Source organism: Paenibacillus sp. HB172176 (assembly GCF_011947265.1).
Taxonomy (GTDB): domain Bacteria; phylum Bacillota; class Bacilli; order Paenibacillales; family Paenibacillaceae; genus Pristimantibacillus.
On record NZ_JAATHD010000006.1, the window covers coordinates 111594 to 128237 of the forward strand.

The window sequence follows — 16644 nt, forward strand, 5'->3', positions numbered from 1 at the left end:
GCCCAGCATGAAAGCCATCCACAAGCTTGCCCATCGCACGAATAATATACGAATCAAGAACAAGCTGATTTTCTCGTTTATTCTTGTCGTATTCGTTCCAATCCTGATCGTCGGCATCTTCTTGACGACGGCGTTCCGTCAGAATGTGCTCGATCAAGCGACGAAGCAAGTGACCAACAATGTGGAGCGGGTCAAATCCCAGACTGCCGATATTATCCGCATGCCGATCGAAATTTCGGATAATTTGCTGAGCGACAGCCGCTTGATGAATGTCGTTAATACGAAATACAGAACAACCTACGAGATCGTGGAGGCTTACCGCGATTATCATGATTTCCGGGACTATGTCCGACTCTATAACGAAATATACAATATTCGCTTCTATTCCTCCAATACGACGCTGCTAGAGAATTGGGAGTTTCTGAACATTAGGCCTCAGACAGAGGCGTTGCCTTGGTTCAAGAAGGCGATGGACGAGGACGGCATTCATTGGACTTACATTGCCGATGAGACGAAGAGCAATCAGTCCTATCTCAGCCTGGTTCGGAAAATCAACTTTCCGCTGTATCGTTCCAGCGGCGTGCTTGTCATTAGCGTTGATCAGAATGAGCTTAATAATATGGTGAAGCAAGAGCCGTTCGAAACGATGATCTACGACGATAAAGGCATAATCGTTGCGGCCAAGGATACGCAATTGGTTGGACAGAATATTAATACGCTCGACTTTGCCAGCGAATTGATCGATAAGGAGGTTGGTACGTACGAGCTTCGATATGACGGCAAGCCGTCCCGAGTCGTTCTCGACGAGCTGATTCCGTCATCCAGCAAGAACGGGCTTCATATCGTATCCGTATTCTCGATTGACAGCATTGTGGGCGGAGCGAACCGGATCAGTCTGCTTGGCCTCATGATTATGCTGATCAGCGTCGTGATCGCATGGATTCTTATCTATTTCACCTCATCGATTATCGCCAAGCGCATGCTTGTGCTTCATAAGGACATGAATAAGGTCGCGATGGGTGATTTGAACGTCATCTCGAATATTAGCGGCAATGACGAGATCGGTTTGTTGTCGAGACAATTCAATCATATGGTCGTCAGCATTCGGAATCTGATGGACGAGGTGGCGGAATCGGAAAATCAGAAATCCCAGCTTCTGCTCAGGCAGAGGGAGATCAAGCTGAAGATGATGGCGAGCCAGATCAACCCGCATTTTCTGTTCAATGCGCTGGAATCGATTCGCATGAAGGCGCATTTGAAGGGCGAGAAGGAGATTTCCGTTGTCGTCCGGATGCTGGGGAAGATGATCAGGCAAAATCTCGAGGTCGGCACTGGCTTGATTAAGCTGAAGGCCGAGCTTGAAGTCGTGAGATGTTATTTGGAAATTCAGAAATTCCGCTACGGGAACGATCGCCTTTCCTTCGAAATGATTGTCGATGAAAGCTGTGAGATGGTGGATATACCGCCTCTCATCATTCAGCCGCTCGTCGAGAATGCCGTCGTCCATGGTCTGGACCATGTGGAGCAAGGCGGCAAAATTACAATTCGCGTGCAGGATGAAGGAGAGAAAGTCTCTATTGCGGTTGCGGATAACGGCAGCGGTATTGAGCCGGAGCGGATGAGCGAGATTCGGCAAGCCTTGGATGACATGGAGGAAGAAAGCGAATATCGAATCGGGCTTCGCAATGTTCATCAGCGGCTGATTATGATCTACGGAGAAGACTGCGGTCTCCGGCTGCACAGCGAGCCCGATAAGGGTACGATGATTAGTCTCGACATACCGCGAGGGGGTCAAGTCCATGCATAAAGTGCTGATCGTGGATGATGAGCCGATGATTAGGGAAGGTCTGCAGACCTTGGTCGACTGGAGCAAATACGGCTTCGAGGTGGCCGGCACGGCTTCGAACGGTCAGGAGGCTGTTCAGCGGCATAGGGAGCTGCGCCCGCAGCTTCTTCTCATAGACATACGAATGCCGAAGATGGACGGACTCAAGGCGATAGAGGCGATTCGGGAATTCGACGAGAGCTGCCATATTCTCATTCTGAGCGGCTATGCGGATTTCAATTATGCGAAGCAGGCGATCGGTTTCGGCGTAGACGGCTATGTCTTGAAACCGATCGACGAGAATGAGCTCGAAAGCTTTGTGGAGCGAATTTCTACCTCGTTAAGCAATCAGGCTTTCCCAGCTTCCAGGCAGGATCCTCGAGCTGCAGCCTTGCTTCGGGAGGAGCTGCTGCAGCAGCTGCTGGAGGAGAGGCTCGAGCATGACGGCTTGACGGAGGAACAAACCGCGCTTTGGTTTCAAGGGCGCCTCTGGCCTTCCCGCTTGCTGCTGATCGAGCTGTACAGCAGAGAGCATTCGCTAACGATGAAGAATGTCGTAAGAAAGCGGCTTGATGAGCTCGTCTGCGTGAAGGAGGCGGGCTGGACCTTTGCGGCTGAGCCTTATATTGGCATTCTGCTCAAGGACCTTCCCGAGCTTCGGGGGGGAGCGGAACAATTGAAGGACTGGCTCGCGAAGGCTTGCGAGGGCAAAGCGAGATTCACCGCCATGCTCAGCCGCACAGTGAAGGATATCGACGAGCTTTCCGCCGAAATTCCGATTATGAAGACGGGACTGAAGCGGCGGTTCATGCTGGAGGGCGATAAGATTTATTCGACGTCCATGATATTGGACATGACGTCCGCACTGCGCTCTTCGGAACCCCGTCTGGAATCGGTCTTGATCGAGGAGCTGGCCCATAAGCTATTCTATATGGCGGATATCGGCAGCAAGGACGGATTGATCAAGACGTTAGACGAAGCTTCTGCGAGACTTGCGGAAGCTTCCGATAATGAACAACAGCTGAAGGGCAATTGGGCGCAATTGCTGACCATTATGCTGAACAAAGCGGCTGCTGCTCATCAGCAATTGAAGCTGAAAGAAGATCTGGCCATGATTACCGGTCTCTATCTTAAGCATCACTATAATGAAATGCTCGATCAACTGCGCACGCAGCTAATCGATCTGACGGAGAAGATGGGAGCTTCGGATCAGACCTCTGTCATGAAGCGGATTTTTGATTTTATCGATCGCCATTACGACGAATCGATACGGCTCGAGACGCTCGCAGAGCTGTTCAACTATAATAGCGGCTATCTTGGAAAGCTGTTCAAGAGCCATGCGGGAGAAAGCTTCAACACGTATCTTGACAAGGTTAGAATCGCCAAATCCATTGAGCTCCTGCAGCAAGGGCATAAGGTGCATCAAGTGGCCGAGCTCGTCGGATACGCTAATGCAGATTATTTCCACAGCAAGTTCAAGAAATACAAGGGGATATCGCCCTCGGCCTTCAAGCAAAGCGGCGGCAAATAAGGACTATCTTGAAAACCTTCATTCCTTCAGGGATGAAGGTTTTCCTATGCATGATCACTGATTTTTATAGGAATCTTATCAGGAGGAAGGCTAGTTTTGACATGACTTTATATCGGATTTATCGGGTGTTTTCCCCTTCGGTTAATCCGTTATGATTAATGCATAAGGAAGTGGAGAAAGCTGCACAAGTAAGCTGACCCCATCGCAAATATTCAGGAGGAGGAAGCTTATGAGAACGCTGTCACAAGGGGAGATTCAAGAGATAAAGCCGGCAGTCATGCCGAGCAAGCTAAACCGTTTCCTGAAGCGGATGCTTCAGAATCGTTATTTGTACTTTATGTCGCTGCCGTTCGTTGTTTGGATTGTAATCTTCAGCTATGTGCCGATCTGGGGCTGGCTGATGGCCTTCCAGAATTACAAGCCGAGATTCTCGATTCTGAATCAGAAATGGACAGGGCTGGACAATTTCAAGGAGCTGTTCGCGGATCATCAATTTTACATGGCGCTGCGCAACACGCTTGGTATGAGCGTTATGGGACTCATGGTCAGCTTTACGGTGCCAATCATCTTCGCTTTGTTCATTAACGAAATCAGAGGACAATTTTTCAAAAGATCGATTCAAACGATTTCTTATCTGCCCCATTTCGTATCCTGGGTCGTAGTTGCGGGCTTGGTCACGAAGATGCTGTCCACGGACGGAGGGGCGGTGAACCAGCTGTTGATGTCGCTTCATCTCATCAATGAGCCGGTGCAATTCATGGCGAAGGGCGAATGGTTCTGGAGCATCGTAACCGCTTCGGATGCCTGGAAGGAGACGGGCTGGAATTCGATTATCTTCCTGGCGGCCATGTCGGGCATCGATCCGGAGCTGTACGAGGCTTCCACGGTCGACGGAGCCGGAAGATTCCGCAAGATGTGGCATATTACGCTGCCTGGCATTCGCACAACCTTTATGGTGCTGTTCATTCTGTCCATCGGACATTTGATATCGATCGGATTCGAGAAGCAATTCCTGCTCGGCAATCCTCTCGTCAAGGATTATTCCGAGGTGCTGGATCTGTATGCGCTCAATTACGGCATTAACTTAAGCCGTTATTCTTACGGAACGGCAATCGGCATCTTCAATTCCGTCGTGAGCATCTTGCTCGTATTCGGCGCCAATACGATCTACAAACGCGTAACCAAAGAATCGGTCATCTAGGAGGGCTGCTGTCATGAATACCTTATCGAATCGAAATCTCAGCGACAAACTATTTGATAGCGGCGTCTATATCCTGATGACGCTGATCGGAATTGTAACGCTGTATCCATTTCTCAACGTGCTCGCCATTTCATTCAATGATTCCGTTGATACCGTACGCGGGGGAATTACCATTTTTCCAAGAGAATTCACGCTCAAAAATTACGAAACCATTTTTGCCTTCGACGGTTTGCTTACAGGCTTCAAAAACTCTGTTATTCGAACCGTGCTTGGAACGGCAATCGGCGTGCTTGCTTCATCGATGATGGCTTATACGCTAAGCCGCAGAGATTTTCAGGCAAGAAGATGGATGTCGGTGCTGTTCGCTCTGACGATGTATTTCACCGGCGGATTGATTCCGGGTTACATGCTGATGCGACATCTGCATCTCATCGGAACCTTCGAGGTTTATCTGATACCAGCTATTCTGAGCGTATGGAATGTGTTCGTCATTCGATCCTATATCGACGGACTGCCCCTTGCGCTACAAGAATCGGCGAAGATCGACGGGGCCAACGACTGGACGATCTTCTGGCGCATCATTCTTCCGCTGTGTCAGCCGGTGCTGGCGACGATCGCTTTGTTTATCGCGGTCGGACACTGGAACTCCTGGTTCGATACCTATCTCTACAACAGTCAGAAGCCGCAATTCACGACGCTGCAATATGAGCTGATGAAGGTGCTTCAATCGACCCAATCCGGCAGCAATTACCGCGATCCGAACGCTCAGCAGGCCATTGCGTCAGTATCGCCGGAATCGATCAAGATGGCGATTACGATTGTCGTTACCGTTCCGATCTTGCTCGTGTATCCTTTCTTGCAGCGCTATTTCGTCAAGGGTATGACGCTTGGCGCTGTAAAGAGCTAGAACTGATTTCGGCGAAAAAGTTTTGTGAATCAATATTCAACAACATGAGCGGGAGGGAAAGGTCTTTGCTTGAGGGCGAGTTTTTTGTTGGCCTTGACACCTTAAAATTTCAATGAAATCAAGGCCGACAAAACGTGTTTGAGCTTCCAAGCAAAGCCCTATCCTGGCAGTGAATGTTGCATAATGAAAATTTATTCACAATCAATAACAGTAATAGCAGACCATCCGGTCTGAACTATACATGAGCATGACAATGAGCATCACACAAAAAAGGGAGGCAGTAAAGCAATGAGAAGAAAAGCGCAAATCGCACTAAGCATGATGATGGTCCTAATCCTTCTTATCATGGCTGCTTGCAGCAACAGCAATAATTCGAACAACTCGAATGACGGAGGAAATGAAGGCGGCAACAATTCGGCCAATAATACGGCATCGAATGACGGGGCCAATGACGAGGATTTGGAGCCGATTACGATTCGCCTGGTTGCCGGAGATGTTAATCCAAGCTGGGACGACAATCAAAGCGAGGTTGGTCAAGAGCTTCTGAAGAGAACCGGTGTAACGCTGAAGGAAGAATTCCCGGTAGGCGGCAATGACGCCGACATGTTCTCGTTGATGGTAGCGAGCGACGAGTATCCGGATCTTGTTATGCCGAAGGGTAACGCGGGCAAGCTGGTAGATGCCGGCGCCATGATCGATATGCGCGAGCTGATCGACAAATACGCACCCAATCTGAAGAAAATTTACGGAGACTATTACAACCGTCTGAACTGGAGCGAGGATGATGATTCCATCTACTTCCTGCCAATCGACGGCGTAGGCCAAACGTACTTTGAAGCGGGCGGCGGCTTCCAGTTGCAGCACAAGGTGCTGGAGGCGGCAGGCTATCCGGAGATGAAAACAGTCGAAGATTATGAAGCGGCAATCAAAGCATATATCGAGAAAAACCCTACGACTGAAGACGGGCAGCCGACAATCGGCATGTCTCTGAACGGCGGCGAATGGCAAATTCTAATCTCGGTTACGAACCCGGCTTTCCTGGCAACAGGCGCTCCGGACGACGGCGAATTCTATGTCGACCAAGACACGCTCGAAGCGGTTATGCACTATCAACGTCCGGAAGAGAGAGAATACTTCCGCTGGCTGAACCACATGAACGATATCGGTCTGCTTGACAAGGAAAGCTTTGTTCAGAAATATGATCAATACAAAGCGAAGATCGCTTCCGGCCGCGTGCTCGGACTTATCGATCAGAACTGGGATTACGGCGAAGCCGAGAACGCTCTGAAAGCGGAAGGCAAATTCGAGGACACATATGCGCGCTTCCCGATTACGCTGAACGACAGCTTCCAGGATCATTCGTTCCAAGGCACAGGCTATCTTGCAGGCTACGGCATTGGCATCACGAAGGATGCGAAGGACCCAGTACGCGTCATCAAATATTTGGATTATCTGGCATCAGATGAAGGCCAAGTGCTGATCAACTGGGGCATCGAAGGCGAGCATTACAATGTGGTAGACGGCAAACGCGTTATTCCTGAAGAAGTGCAGCAAGCAAAGTCTAATGACGGCAATAACTTCAAGAAAACGACAGGAATCGGAAACTACCTGATCTCCGCTCGCTACGGCGACGGTGTGAAGGATCCGACCGGCAACTACTATACAACGACGTTCCCGGACCAGATCGTGGCAGGATACTCCGATCAAGACAAGAAAACCTTGACTGCATACGGCGCGACGACTTACAAGGATCTGTGGCCGGCAGACGACGCGTTCCCCGAGCGCAAATACGGCGCGGCTTGGACGCTTCCTTTCGAAACCGGCTCGCAGGCGAATGTTATTTTCCAGAAAACACAGGATATTATGAAGAAGCGCATTCCAGAAGCGATTCTGGCCAAACCGGAAGATTTCGACAAAGTGTATGACGCTTTCCTGAAAGACCTGGACGCTGCGGGCGTTGACAAATTGAACGCCGAGTTCTCCAAAATGGTTCAAGACCGCGTGGCGCTTTGGTCCAAATAAGATAAGCAACATCAAGGAGCGGAGAGCCTGTTACCTAAGGGCTCTTCGTTCTGTTATACTCATAGGGATATCGCATGAGAAGGGAGTCAATCATCAAATGATTAATAACAAATTGCCGAAGATCTGGTATGGAGGAGACTACAACCCGGAGCAGTGGGACAGCGAGATCATGAATGAGGATCTGCGCATGTTCAAGCTTGCGGGCATTGATATTGCAACGGTGAACGTGTTCTCTTGGGCGCGTATTCAGCCAAGCGAGGAGAAGTATGATTTCTCCGAGCTCGATCAAATCATGGACAAGCTGCAGAAGGACGGCATCGCGATCTGTCTGGCTACGAGCACCGGCGCGCATCCCGCCTGGATGGCGAAGCGTCATCCGGACGTGACAAGAGTCGATTACGAGGGACGCAAGCGCAAGTTCGGAGGCAGACATAATTCTTGTCCGAATAGCCCGGCCTATCGCAAATATTCAGCTTTAATAGCAGGCAAGCTTGCGGAGCGCTATCATAATGCTCCAGGACTCGTTGTGTGGCATATCTCCAACGAATACGGCGGCTACTGCTATTGCGACAATTGCGAGCGAGAGTTTCGCGTTTGGGCGCAGAAGCGCTATGGCACGATCGATGCGCTTAACAAGGCATGGTATACGAGCTTCTGGGGACATACTTTCTACGATTGGGACGAGATTGTCGTTCCCAATGCGCTGAGCGAGGAATGGGCCGGCAATCGCACGAACTTTCAAAGCATCTCACTCGACTATCGCAGATTTCAATCCGACAGCATGCTCGAATGCTATAAGCTCGAGCATGAGGCGATTCGGAAGCATTCAAGCGATGTTCTCATTACAACGAATTTGATGGGAACCTATCCCGAGCTGGATTATTTCAAATGGGCGAAGGAGATGGATGTTGTCTCATGGGACAATTATCCTTCGATTGATACGCCTTTCAGCTTCACAGGCATGACGCACAGCCTGATGCGAGGCCTCAAGAGCGGCCAGCCGTTCATGCTGATGGAGCAGACGCCGAGCCAGCAGAACTGGCAAGCCTACAACGCCTTGAAGCGTCCGGGCGTCATGCGCTTGTGGAGCTATCAGGCGATCGCGCACGGCGCGGACACGGTGATGTTCTTCCAGCTCAGAAGATCGATCGGCGCTTGCGAGAAATATCACGGCGCCGTCATCGAGCATGTCGGGCACGAGCATACGCGGGTATTTCGTGAATGCGCCGAGCTTGGCTCCGAGCTTCAGAAGCTTGGCGGTCAATTGCTGGATTCGCGCACGGAGGCGAAGGTCGGCATCGTCTATGATTGGGAAAATCGCTGGGCGGTTGAGCTCTCGAGCGGACCGAGCGTGGCGCTGAAATATGTGGACGAGGTGCATCGCTATTATGAAGCGCTGTCCGAGCTCAATGTCGCTACGGATATGATCAGCGTGGAAGAGAGTCTCGACAAGTACCAGGTGGTTATCGCTCCCGTCATGTATATGGTGAAGGAAGGCTTCGCGGAGAAAGTGGAAGCCTTCGTCGCGCGCGGCGGAACCTTCATCACGACATTCTTCAGCGGCATCGTGAACGAGAACGATATTGTCACGACCGGCGGATATCCCGGCAAGCTCCGCAAGGTGCTTGGCATCTGGGCGGAGGAGATCGACGCGTTAATGCCCGGGAAGACGAACGAAATGGTCGTTCGAGCGCAGCGCGGCGAGCTGTCGGGCTCCTATTCCTGCGGCATTCTATGCGATCTGATTCATACCGAGGGCGCGGAGACGATCGCCGAATACGGCAGCGATTTCTATCAGGGCATGCCGGTTCTGACCGTGAACGGTTTCGGCGCGGGCAAAGCTTGGTATGTAGCCAGCTCGCCGGATGGCGCGTTCATGAAGAGCTTCATGGCGACGGTATGCGAGGAGAACGGCATCGCCTCGCTCCTTCCTCCTGTCCCGGGCGTAGAAGTAACGGAGAGAAGCAAGGATGGCGTCAGCTTCCTGTTCGTGATGAATCATAATGATGCGGCTGCGAAGGTTGAGCTTGGCGAAACGGCGCGGCAAGAGCTGCTCAGCGGGGAAAGTTTGTCCGGCAGCTTCGACCTTCCGGCGAAGGGCGTCCTGATTCTAAAGGGCTAAGCTTGTAAATGCTTAAGTGCGTAAAAGTGTGTTAGTGCGCAAGTGTGAAGTTTGTAAGTGCGTTAGTACGTTATTCTAGCTTACGGATGCAGCGCTGATGCTGTCTCAAAAGTCGTTTTGTTCATATGAACTGGATTTTCTCCAGTATTAATGAAATGAAATTCAGGAATAAATCGGATAAGCTGGAATTTCTCCAGCTTATTTTGGTTGTTTTACTTAAACGGGTTCATTTTCATTGTTTATACTGGAGTTTTTCCTGCTTAACTATTCCTTCATATGCGTCTCCCTGTCTGATCCACCTCCCAATCCACTCCACTTTCTAATCATCCAGCCCTCCAATCTGTTCAACCATCCAATTTCTTCCACAGCATAACCGAATAGCAAATAACAAATAATGAACGGGAAGGAAGTTATTCGGTGCGGCAGAGATCGGCGGTCGCGTGAAGGAGGAAATAACGATGGCAATTAAAGTTGGGGGCGGCAACAGGTTCAAGAAGATGACCATGTCACCGAAGGAATATCAGGCATTCGCCAAGGTGAAGGAGCCGCCCCGTTCCATTCTCGGCAATTGTTTGAAGGCTTTTCTGATTGGCGGCTCAATATGCATTGTCGGACAAGCGATTTCCGAGCTGTTCGTGCATCTCATGAATATGACTCCGGAGGAGGCGAGCAATCCGACCGTTGCCGTGCTCATTTTCATATCGGTCGTTCTGACGAGTCTCGGGGTCTACGACAAGCTTGCCCAATTCGCAGGCGCGGGATCGGCGGTTCCGGTAACGGGTTTCGCCAATTCAATGTGCTCGGCGGCGCTGGAGCATCGCAGCGAAGGCCTGGTGCTTGGCGTGGGGGGCAATATGTTCAAGCTGGCTGGCGCCGTCATCGTGTACGGCACCGTAGCGGCGTTCTTCGTCGGAATCGCGCATCTCATTCTGGGCACCGGAGGTCAATGATATGCTTCAAGGCAAACAATCCTGGTGGTTCGAGAGCAAGCCGGTTATAGCAGGGGCTGCTACGGTTGTCGGACCGGATGAAGGAGAAGGACCGCTTGCTGCCGACTTTGATTTCGTGCATCCCGAGCTTGATATGCAGCAGAAGAGCTGGGAGAAGGCGGAGCGGCTGCTGCTGGAGCAGGCATCCGAATTCGCAATTCAGAACGCCAAGCTGCAGAAAGAGGATATACAATTTTATGTCGGCGGCGATCTCATGAACCAAATCATAAGCAACAGCTTCGCGGCGAGAAAGCTTGGCTTGCCGTATCTGGGCGTGTTCGGCGCCTGCTCCACCTCGATGGAGACACTGGCGCTCGCCGCCCAGCTCGTTGACAGCGGGGCGGCCCAGAAGGCGCTTGCCGGAACCTGCAGCCACAATTGCACCGCGGAGAAGCAATTCCGCTATCCGACCGAATACGGCTCGCAGAAGCCGCCGACGGCCCAGTATACGGTAACGGGCGCCGGGGCCGCGGTCGTCTCTTCAGCCGGAGAAGGTCCGATCGTCGAATGCGCGACCATCGGCAAGGTCGTCGATCTGGGCATCAAGGATCCGTTCAACATGGGTGCGGCTATGGCCCCCGCCGCAGTCGATACGATTCAAGCGCATTTCAACGATACAGGAAGATCTCCCGGCGACTATGATCTGATCGTAACGGGAGATCTTGCGGGCGTTGGTCATCCGATTGCGAATGATTTGCTGCTGCAGGACGGCGTGCCGATGAACCATACGGTGTTTAATGATTGCGGCCTGATGGTCTACGATGTGAAGAAGCAGAAGGTGCAGGCGGGGGGAAGCGGCTGCGGCTGCTCGGCGGTCGTGACCTACGGCCATCTGCTCAAACGGATCAACAAAGGAGAACTAAAGCGCATTTTGGTCGTAGCGACAGGAGCGCTGCTCTCGCCGCTATCCTTCCAGCAAGGCGAGAGCATTCCATGTATTGCTCATGCGGTCGCCATCGCTGCGGGAAAGGAGCATGGAGCATGATTTTTCTCTGGGCGTTTGTTATCGGCGGAGCCATCTGCGTGCTCGGTCAGATTATGTTCGACGTATTCAAGCTGACGCCGGCCCACACGATGGCGACTCTGGTCGTGATTGGCGCGATCGTAGACGGTTTCGATTTGTACGAGCCGCTGATCAAATTCGCCGGCGCCGGCGCTACCGTCCCGATTACCAGCTTCGGCAACGCGCTCGTTCACGGGGCGCTCACCGAGCTTCATGATCAAGGCTGGATCGGCGTTATATCCGGCATTTTCAAGGTCACGAGCGCGGGCATTTCCGCGGCGATTATTTTCTCATTCCTGGCGGCTCTCGTTGTCAGGCCGAAGGGGTGAAGCGGTGAAGACGATAAAATCGGTTTTTGAATAGGTGGCGGAGACAGCCGTCAAAAAAAGGTTTGGAGAATCCTGTGGGATTCTCCAATTTTTTTTGTAGGGCGATTGTGTGTCCAGTTCGAACGTCATACGGTAGAATAAGACTATTACCGAATTTCTTCATTCTTTTCTACTATTCTTCGTTTCCAGGAGGTACTGGTATGGATATTCAAATGGCTGATATGCAATTATGCTCCTCGATTTTAAGTAATTTAGATGGCTGTATCCTGGGCAAACACGAAGAAATTGAACGTTTGTTGATTGCAGTAATCGCGGGAGGTCATGTCTTGCTTGAAGATGTTCCCGGAACCGGCAAGACGCAGCTCGTGAAAGCGCTAGCGAAATCTATCGGCGGCCAGTTCAGGCGCATTCAATGCAATCCGGACCTGCTTCCGACCGATATTACCGGTGTTTCCATTTACCACCCGAAGCAGGAGAGATTTATATTCCGACCAGGTCCGATCATGGCGAATATTTTGCTTGCGGACGAGATTAATAGAGCTACGACAAAAACGCAATCGGCGCTGCTGGAGGCGATGGAGGAAGGGCATGTGACGGTCGATGGAGACAGCTTCGAGCTGCCGCAGCCGTTTATCCTGCTTGCCACGCAGAATCCAATTGAATTCGAAGGCACCTATACGCTGCCCGAAGCGCAGCTGGACCGCTTCATGATGAAGCTTTCGCTTGGTTATCCGAGCGAGGAGGATGAGCATCGCATGGTGACGGGCAATGACGGCAACCATCCTTCCGAGCGCATTCAGCGCGTCATGGAAATCGGCGACATTACGTTGATTCAACAACAGGCGCTTGCGGTGCATATGGATGATGCGGTTGGCAAATATTTGGTCAGCCTGGTCCGTGGAACCAGAGAGCATAATCAAGTAAGGCTCGGGGCAAGTCCCCGTGCGGCCATCGCATTGTCCCGCGCGTCCAAAGCGCGCGCGTTTCTCAATCAACGAAGATATGTTACGCCCGACGATGTTAAGGCGCTCGCTCCATACGTGCTGTCGCATAGGCTGCTCCTCAGAACGGAAGCGAGGATGAACGGACTCTCCTCGGAGGAAGTCGTGGAGCAGGTGCTGCAATCGACGAAAGTGCCGATCCGGCTGGAGCGATAAGCTCATGCAACCGGCGAATGCAAGTCGAGTCCGCTGGCCGATTATCGCTGCCGTATATGTTTGCAGCGCGTTTTATTTTTTGTTTCAGGGCGGCAAGACCGCTTTGATGCTTTTCGTCATATTGAATTTGCTGCTGGTGTACCTGTTGCTTGGAAGATGGAGCGGAATTAACCGGGTAAACGGTACGCGCGCATTCACGAGCCAGGGCTCCTCGGCGCATAACAAGACCATTTCGGCGGGAAGTCCGCTGGAGGTTAATCTTCAGGTCAAGGTCCCGGGCTATTATCCCGTCCCTTACGTCATTATCAGAGACGTGCTGCGCCGTCATAACGGACAGCTTCTGCAATTTGAAGCCTCGTTCATTCCCAATTGGAAGAGAGCCGGAAGCGTAACGTATCATACGCCGGCGCTTCAAAGGGGAGAATATCGATTCGCGAACGCGGAATGCGTCACTTGGGATGTCTTCGGACTGTTCGAGCATACGGGGAGCTTTCCTGCGGAAGCGGTATTCAGCGTTCTGCCCCAGACGGTTGCCATCAGGCAGTGGAGCGGATTCCAGCGCGGCGTTCGCGGTCCTTACTCGCATGCCGCCGCTTCGAGATCTGCGAAAGAAACGACGCAATTGAACGGCGTTCGTGAATATTTGTACGGCGACCGGCTGTCCCGAATTCATTGGAATGCGACAGCCAAGACGGGAGAATGGAAATCCAAAGCGTTCGAGAGGGAGTCGTTGCCGAGAACCCTGCTCATTCTGGATCGGCATTTGCCTGCTTATGAGGGCTCATTGCTGGAACGCTTCGAGCTCGCGGTCTCCGTTACGGCTTCGTTCATGGAGCATGGGCTCAAGGACGACACGGCGATGGGATTATTGTCAATAGGGGAGAGCATGACCTATCTTCCCGCCAAATCGGGCATCGAGCAACGAAGCTTGGCGATGAAGCATCTGACCTTCGTCGATGCGGATGCTCCGCGTTCCATCTATTTGTCTCTGCAAATGGCGAATTCGGTGATCGAACCGGGAAGCTTTGCCTTGCTGATTACCGGCGAGACGGGAAGCAGCATGCTGAGGAGCATGGAGTTTCTCTCCCGCAAAGGCCTCACGCCTTGTCTCATTCATGTAGGCTCACGTGGGACAAGGCATGACGAGGGAGCAGGGTGGCAGAAATTGATTCGCGACAAAGGGTGGCATGCCTTCGAAATCAATCAGCTGCAAGAGCTTCCATCGATTTTGGAAGGGAGCGGTATTGCATGAGAAAAACGGTTTCGCATCAGCTTCATTCACAGTGGTACCGCAAGTTGGTGTCGCTATTCGTAGGTCTTACGATTGCAAGTTGCATGGCCATTTTCGACCGTTATTGGTGGAAGGAAAGCTTTGTCATCGGATACTGCACGGTCGCGGTCGCGGTTATCGTGGATCTGCTTCTGCCCCAGCGGATGAGACTGCTTCGATTCAGTCTGCAGCTGGCATCGGCTGTCTATATTACTTTTCGGTTTGCGAGAGTGGAATACGCGATATCGCCTCCGGGCAGCACTTCGGATCTTGCCTGGTGGGTGCAGCAGCATCTCGCGCAGATTCACCCCTTCTTGTGGATTAGCTTGACGCTGCTGGGCATTCATTTCTTGTTCAGCGCCTGGGCTACGACGCGCATGCGCATGGCGGGCTTTGTTGCTGCCGCCTTGCTCATGCTCACCGTTACGGATTCGTTCACGCCGATCTGGCTATGGGACAATGTGGCCCTGGTCGTGTTTATCGGCTTGCTATGGCTGATTGTCAGTCATCTGGCCAAGCTTCAGACGGTGCATCCGGAAAGCTTGAAGCATCTCCTTCAATACCCGGCGGGATTAATTGTGTCGATTGTCATTGTGTTCTCACTGTTCATGCTGATTGGCTTGAATGTGCCTTCGCTTGCGCCGCTCGTTCAAGATCCGTATACCATCTGGAAAAACTCCCGGGGCGAAGAGGTCCAACTGTTTCTGGGCGACAAGGCGGTTCAATCGAACGACTCTTCAAGTCCGAAGCGGAGCGCCAGCTCGGGCTACAGCCGCAATGACGATGTTCTTGGCGGAGGCTTCAACTTCGACTATTCGCCTATGATGACCATTGCGACGAATCGCAAAAGCTATTGGCGCGGAGAGACGAAGGGCATCTATACCGGCGAAGGCTGGACGGAGGCGGAGCGCGGGAACGACTCGAGAACCATGCAGAGCATCGGACGAAATGAATTGCTGTCTGACGGAGATGGTCGCTCGCTTGCGCAAACGGTGGAGATCGATTATACCGTAACGATGATTCGGGAGGATGTCTATCCGGTCTTGTTCAACGCAGCTCCTGTTTCGAGCGTCAAATGGTTGGATACGGATACATCGCCAATTCCGTCCCAGCTGAGATGGCTGCCTCAGTATTGGGAGCTAAAATTTCAAGGGAAAGTCGACAGCTATCCGGAATCGTATGCTCTCACTTCGGCAGTGACGGTGCTGGACGAGGAAGGACTCAAGCAAGTTTCTTCATTAATAGAAGATAATCGGCAAGAGGCGTATTACACGCAGCTGCCGGATGCGCTTCCGGCGCGCGTGCGCCAATTGGCGGAGGCGGTAACGGCGGAGGGCGCAAGCGATTACGAGAAGGCAAAGCTGCTCGAGAGTTACCTGAGTCAGACTTATACGTACACGAATAAGCCGGATTTGAGCAAGCTGTCCGGTCAGAGCGATGACTTCGTCGATCAATTTCTGTTCGAGCTGAAGGAAGGCTATTGCGATTACTTCTCGACCGCCATGGCGGTCATGGCGAGAAGTCTCGGGATGCCCTCGCGCTGGGTGAAGGGCTTCGCGCCGGGATCGCTTCCGAATACGAATACTATGCCGGATGAGCTGCCCTACGGCGTGGAGGCGGAGGAGTCCGCGGAGCAAGCCGGCATCTATACGATTCGCAATTCGGACGCGCATTCCTGGGTGGAAATATACTTTGACGGCTACGGCTGGATATCCTTCGAGCCGACAGCGGGCTTCATCTTTCCTTATACGTTGCCAACGAAGGAAGAAACTCCTGTCGAGGAACTGGATACGGACGATAAGGAAACCACCGTTCCTGAGCCGGAGCAAGGCGCTTCGGACAGCTCGCTGGCGACGCTTTGGCTGTGGCTGGCAATTCTTTCTGCTGCAGCTCTTCTTGGCGGTTTATTGTTCTATCGGCGCGCCCGAATCGCCGCTCTCTGGGAGCAGCTCAGGGAAGGCTCCTATACAGCCAATGAGCGGATTATTCTCGAGACGGAGAGGCTTCTTCGCATCTGCAAGCGCAAAGGACTTCGGAGAGAAGAGCATGAGACGCTTCGAGAGGCCGCTCTTCGATGGTCGAAGCATCAGAAATGGCTCAAGGACGATTTCGTTCTTGTCGTAGACGGCTTCGAGCAAGCCAAATACGGCGCAGCTCCATTCTCCAAAGAGGAATCTCATCGTCTGATCGAGAGAATTCGGCAATTAATCGTCAAATTAAAATAAAATAGCTTGCCGCTTTCGATGATGACAGAGGCTATCCTTTTACAGCCTCGCGGTTATTATGGA

At 52.1% G+C, this 16644-nt stretch carries 12 protein-coding genes; all 12 read left to right on the top strand.

Annotated elements, in window-relative coordinates:
* Positions 1-7: 7 nt before the first annotated feature.
* The 12 genes from HFP08_RS10710 to HFP08_RS10765 all read left to right on the top strand — a co-directional run bounded on the left by HFP08_RS10710 (position 8) and on the right by HFP08_RS10765 (position 16581).
* Positions 8-1807: a sensor histidine kinase gene (locus tag HFP08_RS10710; RefSeq protein ID WP_168120594.1), complete on the top strand. Its 1800-nt coding sequence runs from the start codon at positions 8-10 to the stop codon at positions 1805-1807.
* The gene (locus HFP08_RS10715) at positions 1800-3356 is read left to right on the top strand and encodes a response regulator transcription factor (protein WP_168120595.1); all 1557 of its coding nucleotides are present in this window, start codon (positions 1800-1802) and stop codon (positions 3354-3356) included. Before HFP08_RS10710 ends, HFP08_RS10715 begins: the two co-directional genes overlap by 8 nt.
* 277 nt (positions 3357-3633) lie before the next feature.
* Positions 3634-4557, top strand: a complete 924-nt coding sequence (locus HFP08_RS10720) for an ABC transporter permease (protein WP_240941288.1) — start codon at positions 3634-3636, stop codon at positions 4555-4557.
* A gap of 13 nt (positions 4558-4570) precedes the next feature.
* Positions 4571-5464 carry a carbohydrate ABC transporter permease gene (locus HFP08_RS10725; protein ID WP_168120597.1) on the top strand — a complete coding sequence of 298 codons (894 nt, stop codon included), beginning with the start codon at positions 4571-4573 and terminating at the stop codon, positions 5462-5464.
* A 288-nt stretch (positions 5465-5752) separates the two neighbouring features.
* Complete coding sequence (locus HFP08_RS10730) at positions 5753-7486, top strand: ABC transporter substrate-binding protein (protein WP_168120598.1); 1734 nt, start codon at positions 5753-5755, stop codon at positions 7484-7486.
* Positions 7487-7583: 97 nt separating this feature from the next.
* A complete protein-coding gene (locus HFP08_RS10735) occupies positions 7584-9608 on the top strand; it encodes a beta-galactosidase (RefSeq protein ID WP_168120599.1) in 2025 nt (674 codons plus the stop codon).
* Positions 9609-10066: 458 nt separating this feature from the next.
* A complete protein-coding gene (gene spoVAC / locus HFP08_RS10740; RefSeq protein ID WP_168120600.1) occupies positions 10067-10558 on the top strand; it encodes a stage V sporulation protein AC in 492 nt (163 codons plus the stop codon).
* Position 10559: 1 nt separating this feature from the next.
* Positions 10560-11582, top strand: coding sequence for a stage V sporulation protein AD (gene spoVAD, locus HFP08_RS10745; RefSeq protein ID WP_168120601.1), 1023 nt, complete (start codon positions 10560-10562; stop codon positions 11580-11582).
* A complete protein-coding gene (spoVAE, locus tag HFP08_RS10750; protein ID WP_168120602.1) occupies positions 11579-11929 on the top strand; it encodes a stage V sporulation protein AE in 351 nt (116 codons plus the stop codon). The genes spoVAD and spoVAE overlap by 4 nt, the downstream gene beginning before the upstream one ends.
* A 200-nt stretch (positions 11930-12129) precedes the next feature.
* The gene (locus HFP08_RS10755; RefSeq protein WP_168120603.1) at positions 12130-13086 is read left to right on the top strand and encodes an AAA family ATPase; all 957 of its coding nucleotides are present in this window, start codon (positions 12130-12132) and stop codon (positions 13084-13086) included.
* A 4-nt stretch (positions 13087-13090) separates the two neighbouring features.
* Entirely contained in the window at positions 13091-14338 is a 1248-nt protein-coding gene (locus tag HFP08_RS10760; RefSeq protein ID WP_168120604.1) for a DUF58 domain-containing protein, read from the top strand.
* Positions 14335-16581: a transglutaminase TgpA family protein gene (locus HFP08_RS10765; RefSeq protein WP_168120605.1), complete on the top strand. Its 2247-nt coding sequence runs from the start codon at positions 14335-14337 to the stop codon at positions 16579-16581. Before HFP08_RS10760 ends, HFP08_RS10765 begins: the two co-directional genes overlap by 4 nt.
* The last annotated feature ends 63 nt before the right edge of the window (positions 16582-16644 follow it).

Coding starts and splice junctions, on each gene's coding strand:
- HFP08_RS10755 (WP_168120603.1), top strand. CDS start 12,130: ATGGATATTCAAATGGCTGATATGCAATTATGCTCCTCGATTTTAAGT.
- HFP08_RS10715 (WP_168120595.1), top strand. CDS start 1,800: ATGCATAAAGTGCTGATCGTGGATGATGAGCCGATGATTAGGGAAGGT.
- HFP08_RS10730 (WP_168120598.1), top strand. CDS start 5,753: ATGAGAAGAAAAGCGCAAATCGCACTAAGCATGATGATGGTCCTAATC.
- HFP08_RS10735 (WP_168120599.1), top strand. CDS start 7,584: ATGATTAATAACAAATTGCCGAAGATCTGGTATGGAGGAGACTACAAC.
- HFP08_RS10725 (WP_168120597.1), top strand. CDS start 4,571: ATGAATACCTTATCGAATCGAAATCTCAGCGACAAACTATTTGATAGC.
- HFP08_RS10765 (WP_168120605.1), top strand. CDS start 14,335: ATGAGAAAAACGGTTTCGCATCAGCTTCATTCACAGTGGTACCGCAAG.
- HFP08_RS10720 (WP_240941288.1), top strand. CDS start 3,634: ATGCCGAGCAAGCTAAACCGTTTCCTGAAGCGGATGCTTCAGAATCGT.
- HFP08_RS10710 (WP_168120594.1), top strand. CDS start 8: ATGAAAGCCATCCACAAGCTTGCCCATCGCACGAATAATATACGAATC.
- spoVAD (WP_168120601.1), top strand. CDS start 10,560: ATGCTTCAAGGCAAACAATCCTGGTGGTTCGAGAGCAAGCCGGTTATA.
- spoVAC (WP_168120600.1), top strand. CDS start 10,067: ATGGCAATTAAAGTTGGGGGCGGCAACAGGTTCAAGAAGATGACCATG.
- spoVAE (WP_168120602.1), top strand. CDS start 11,579: ATGATTTTTCTCTGGGCGTTTGTTATCGGCGGAGCCATCTGCGTGCTC.
- HFP08_RS10760 (WP_168120604.1), top strand. CDS start 13,091: ATGCAACCGGCGAATGCAAGTCGAGTCCGCTGGCCGATTATCGCTGCC.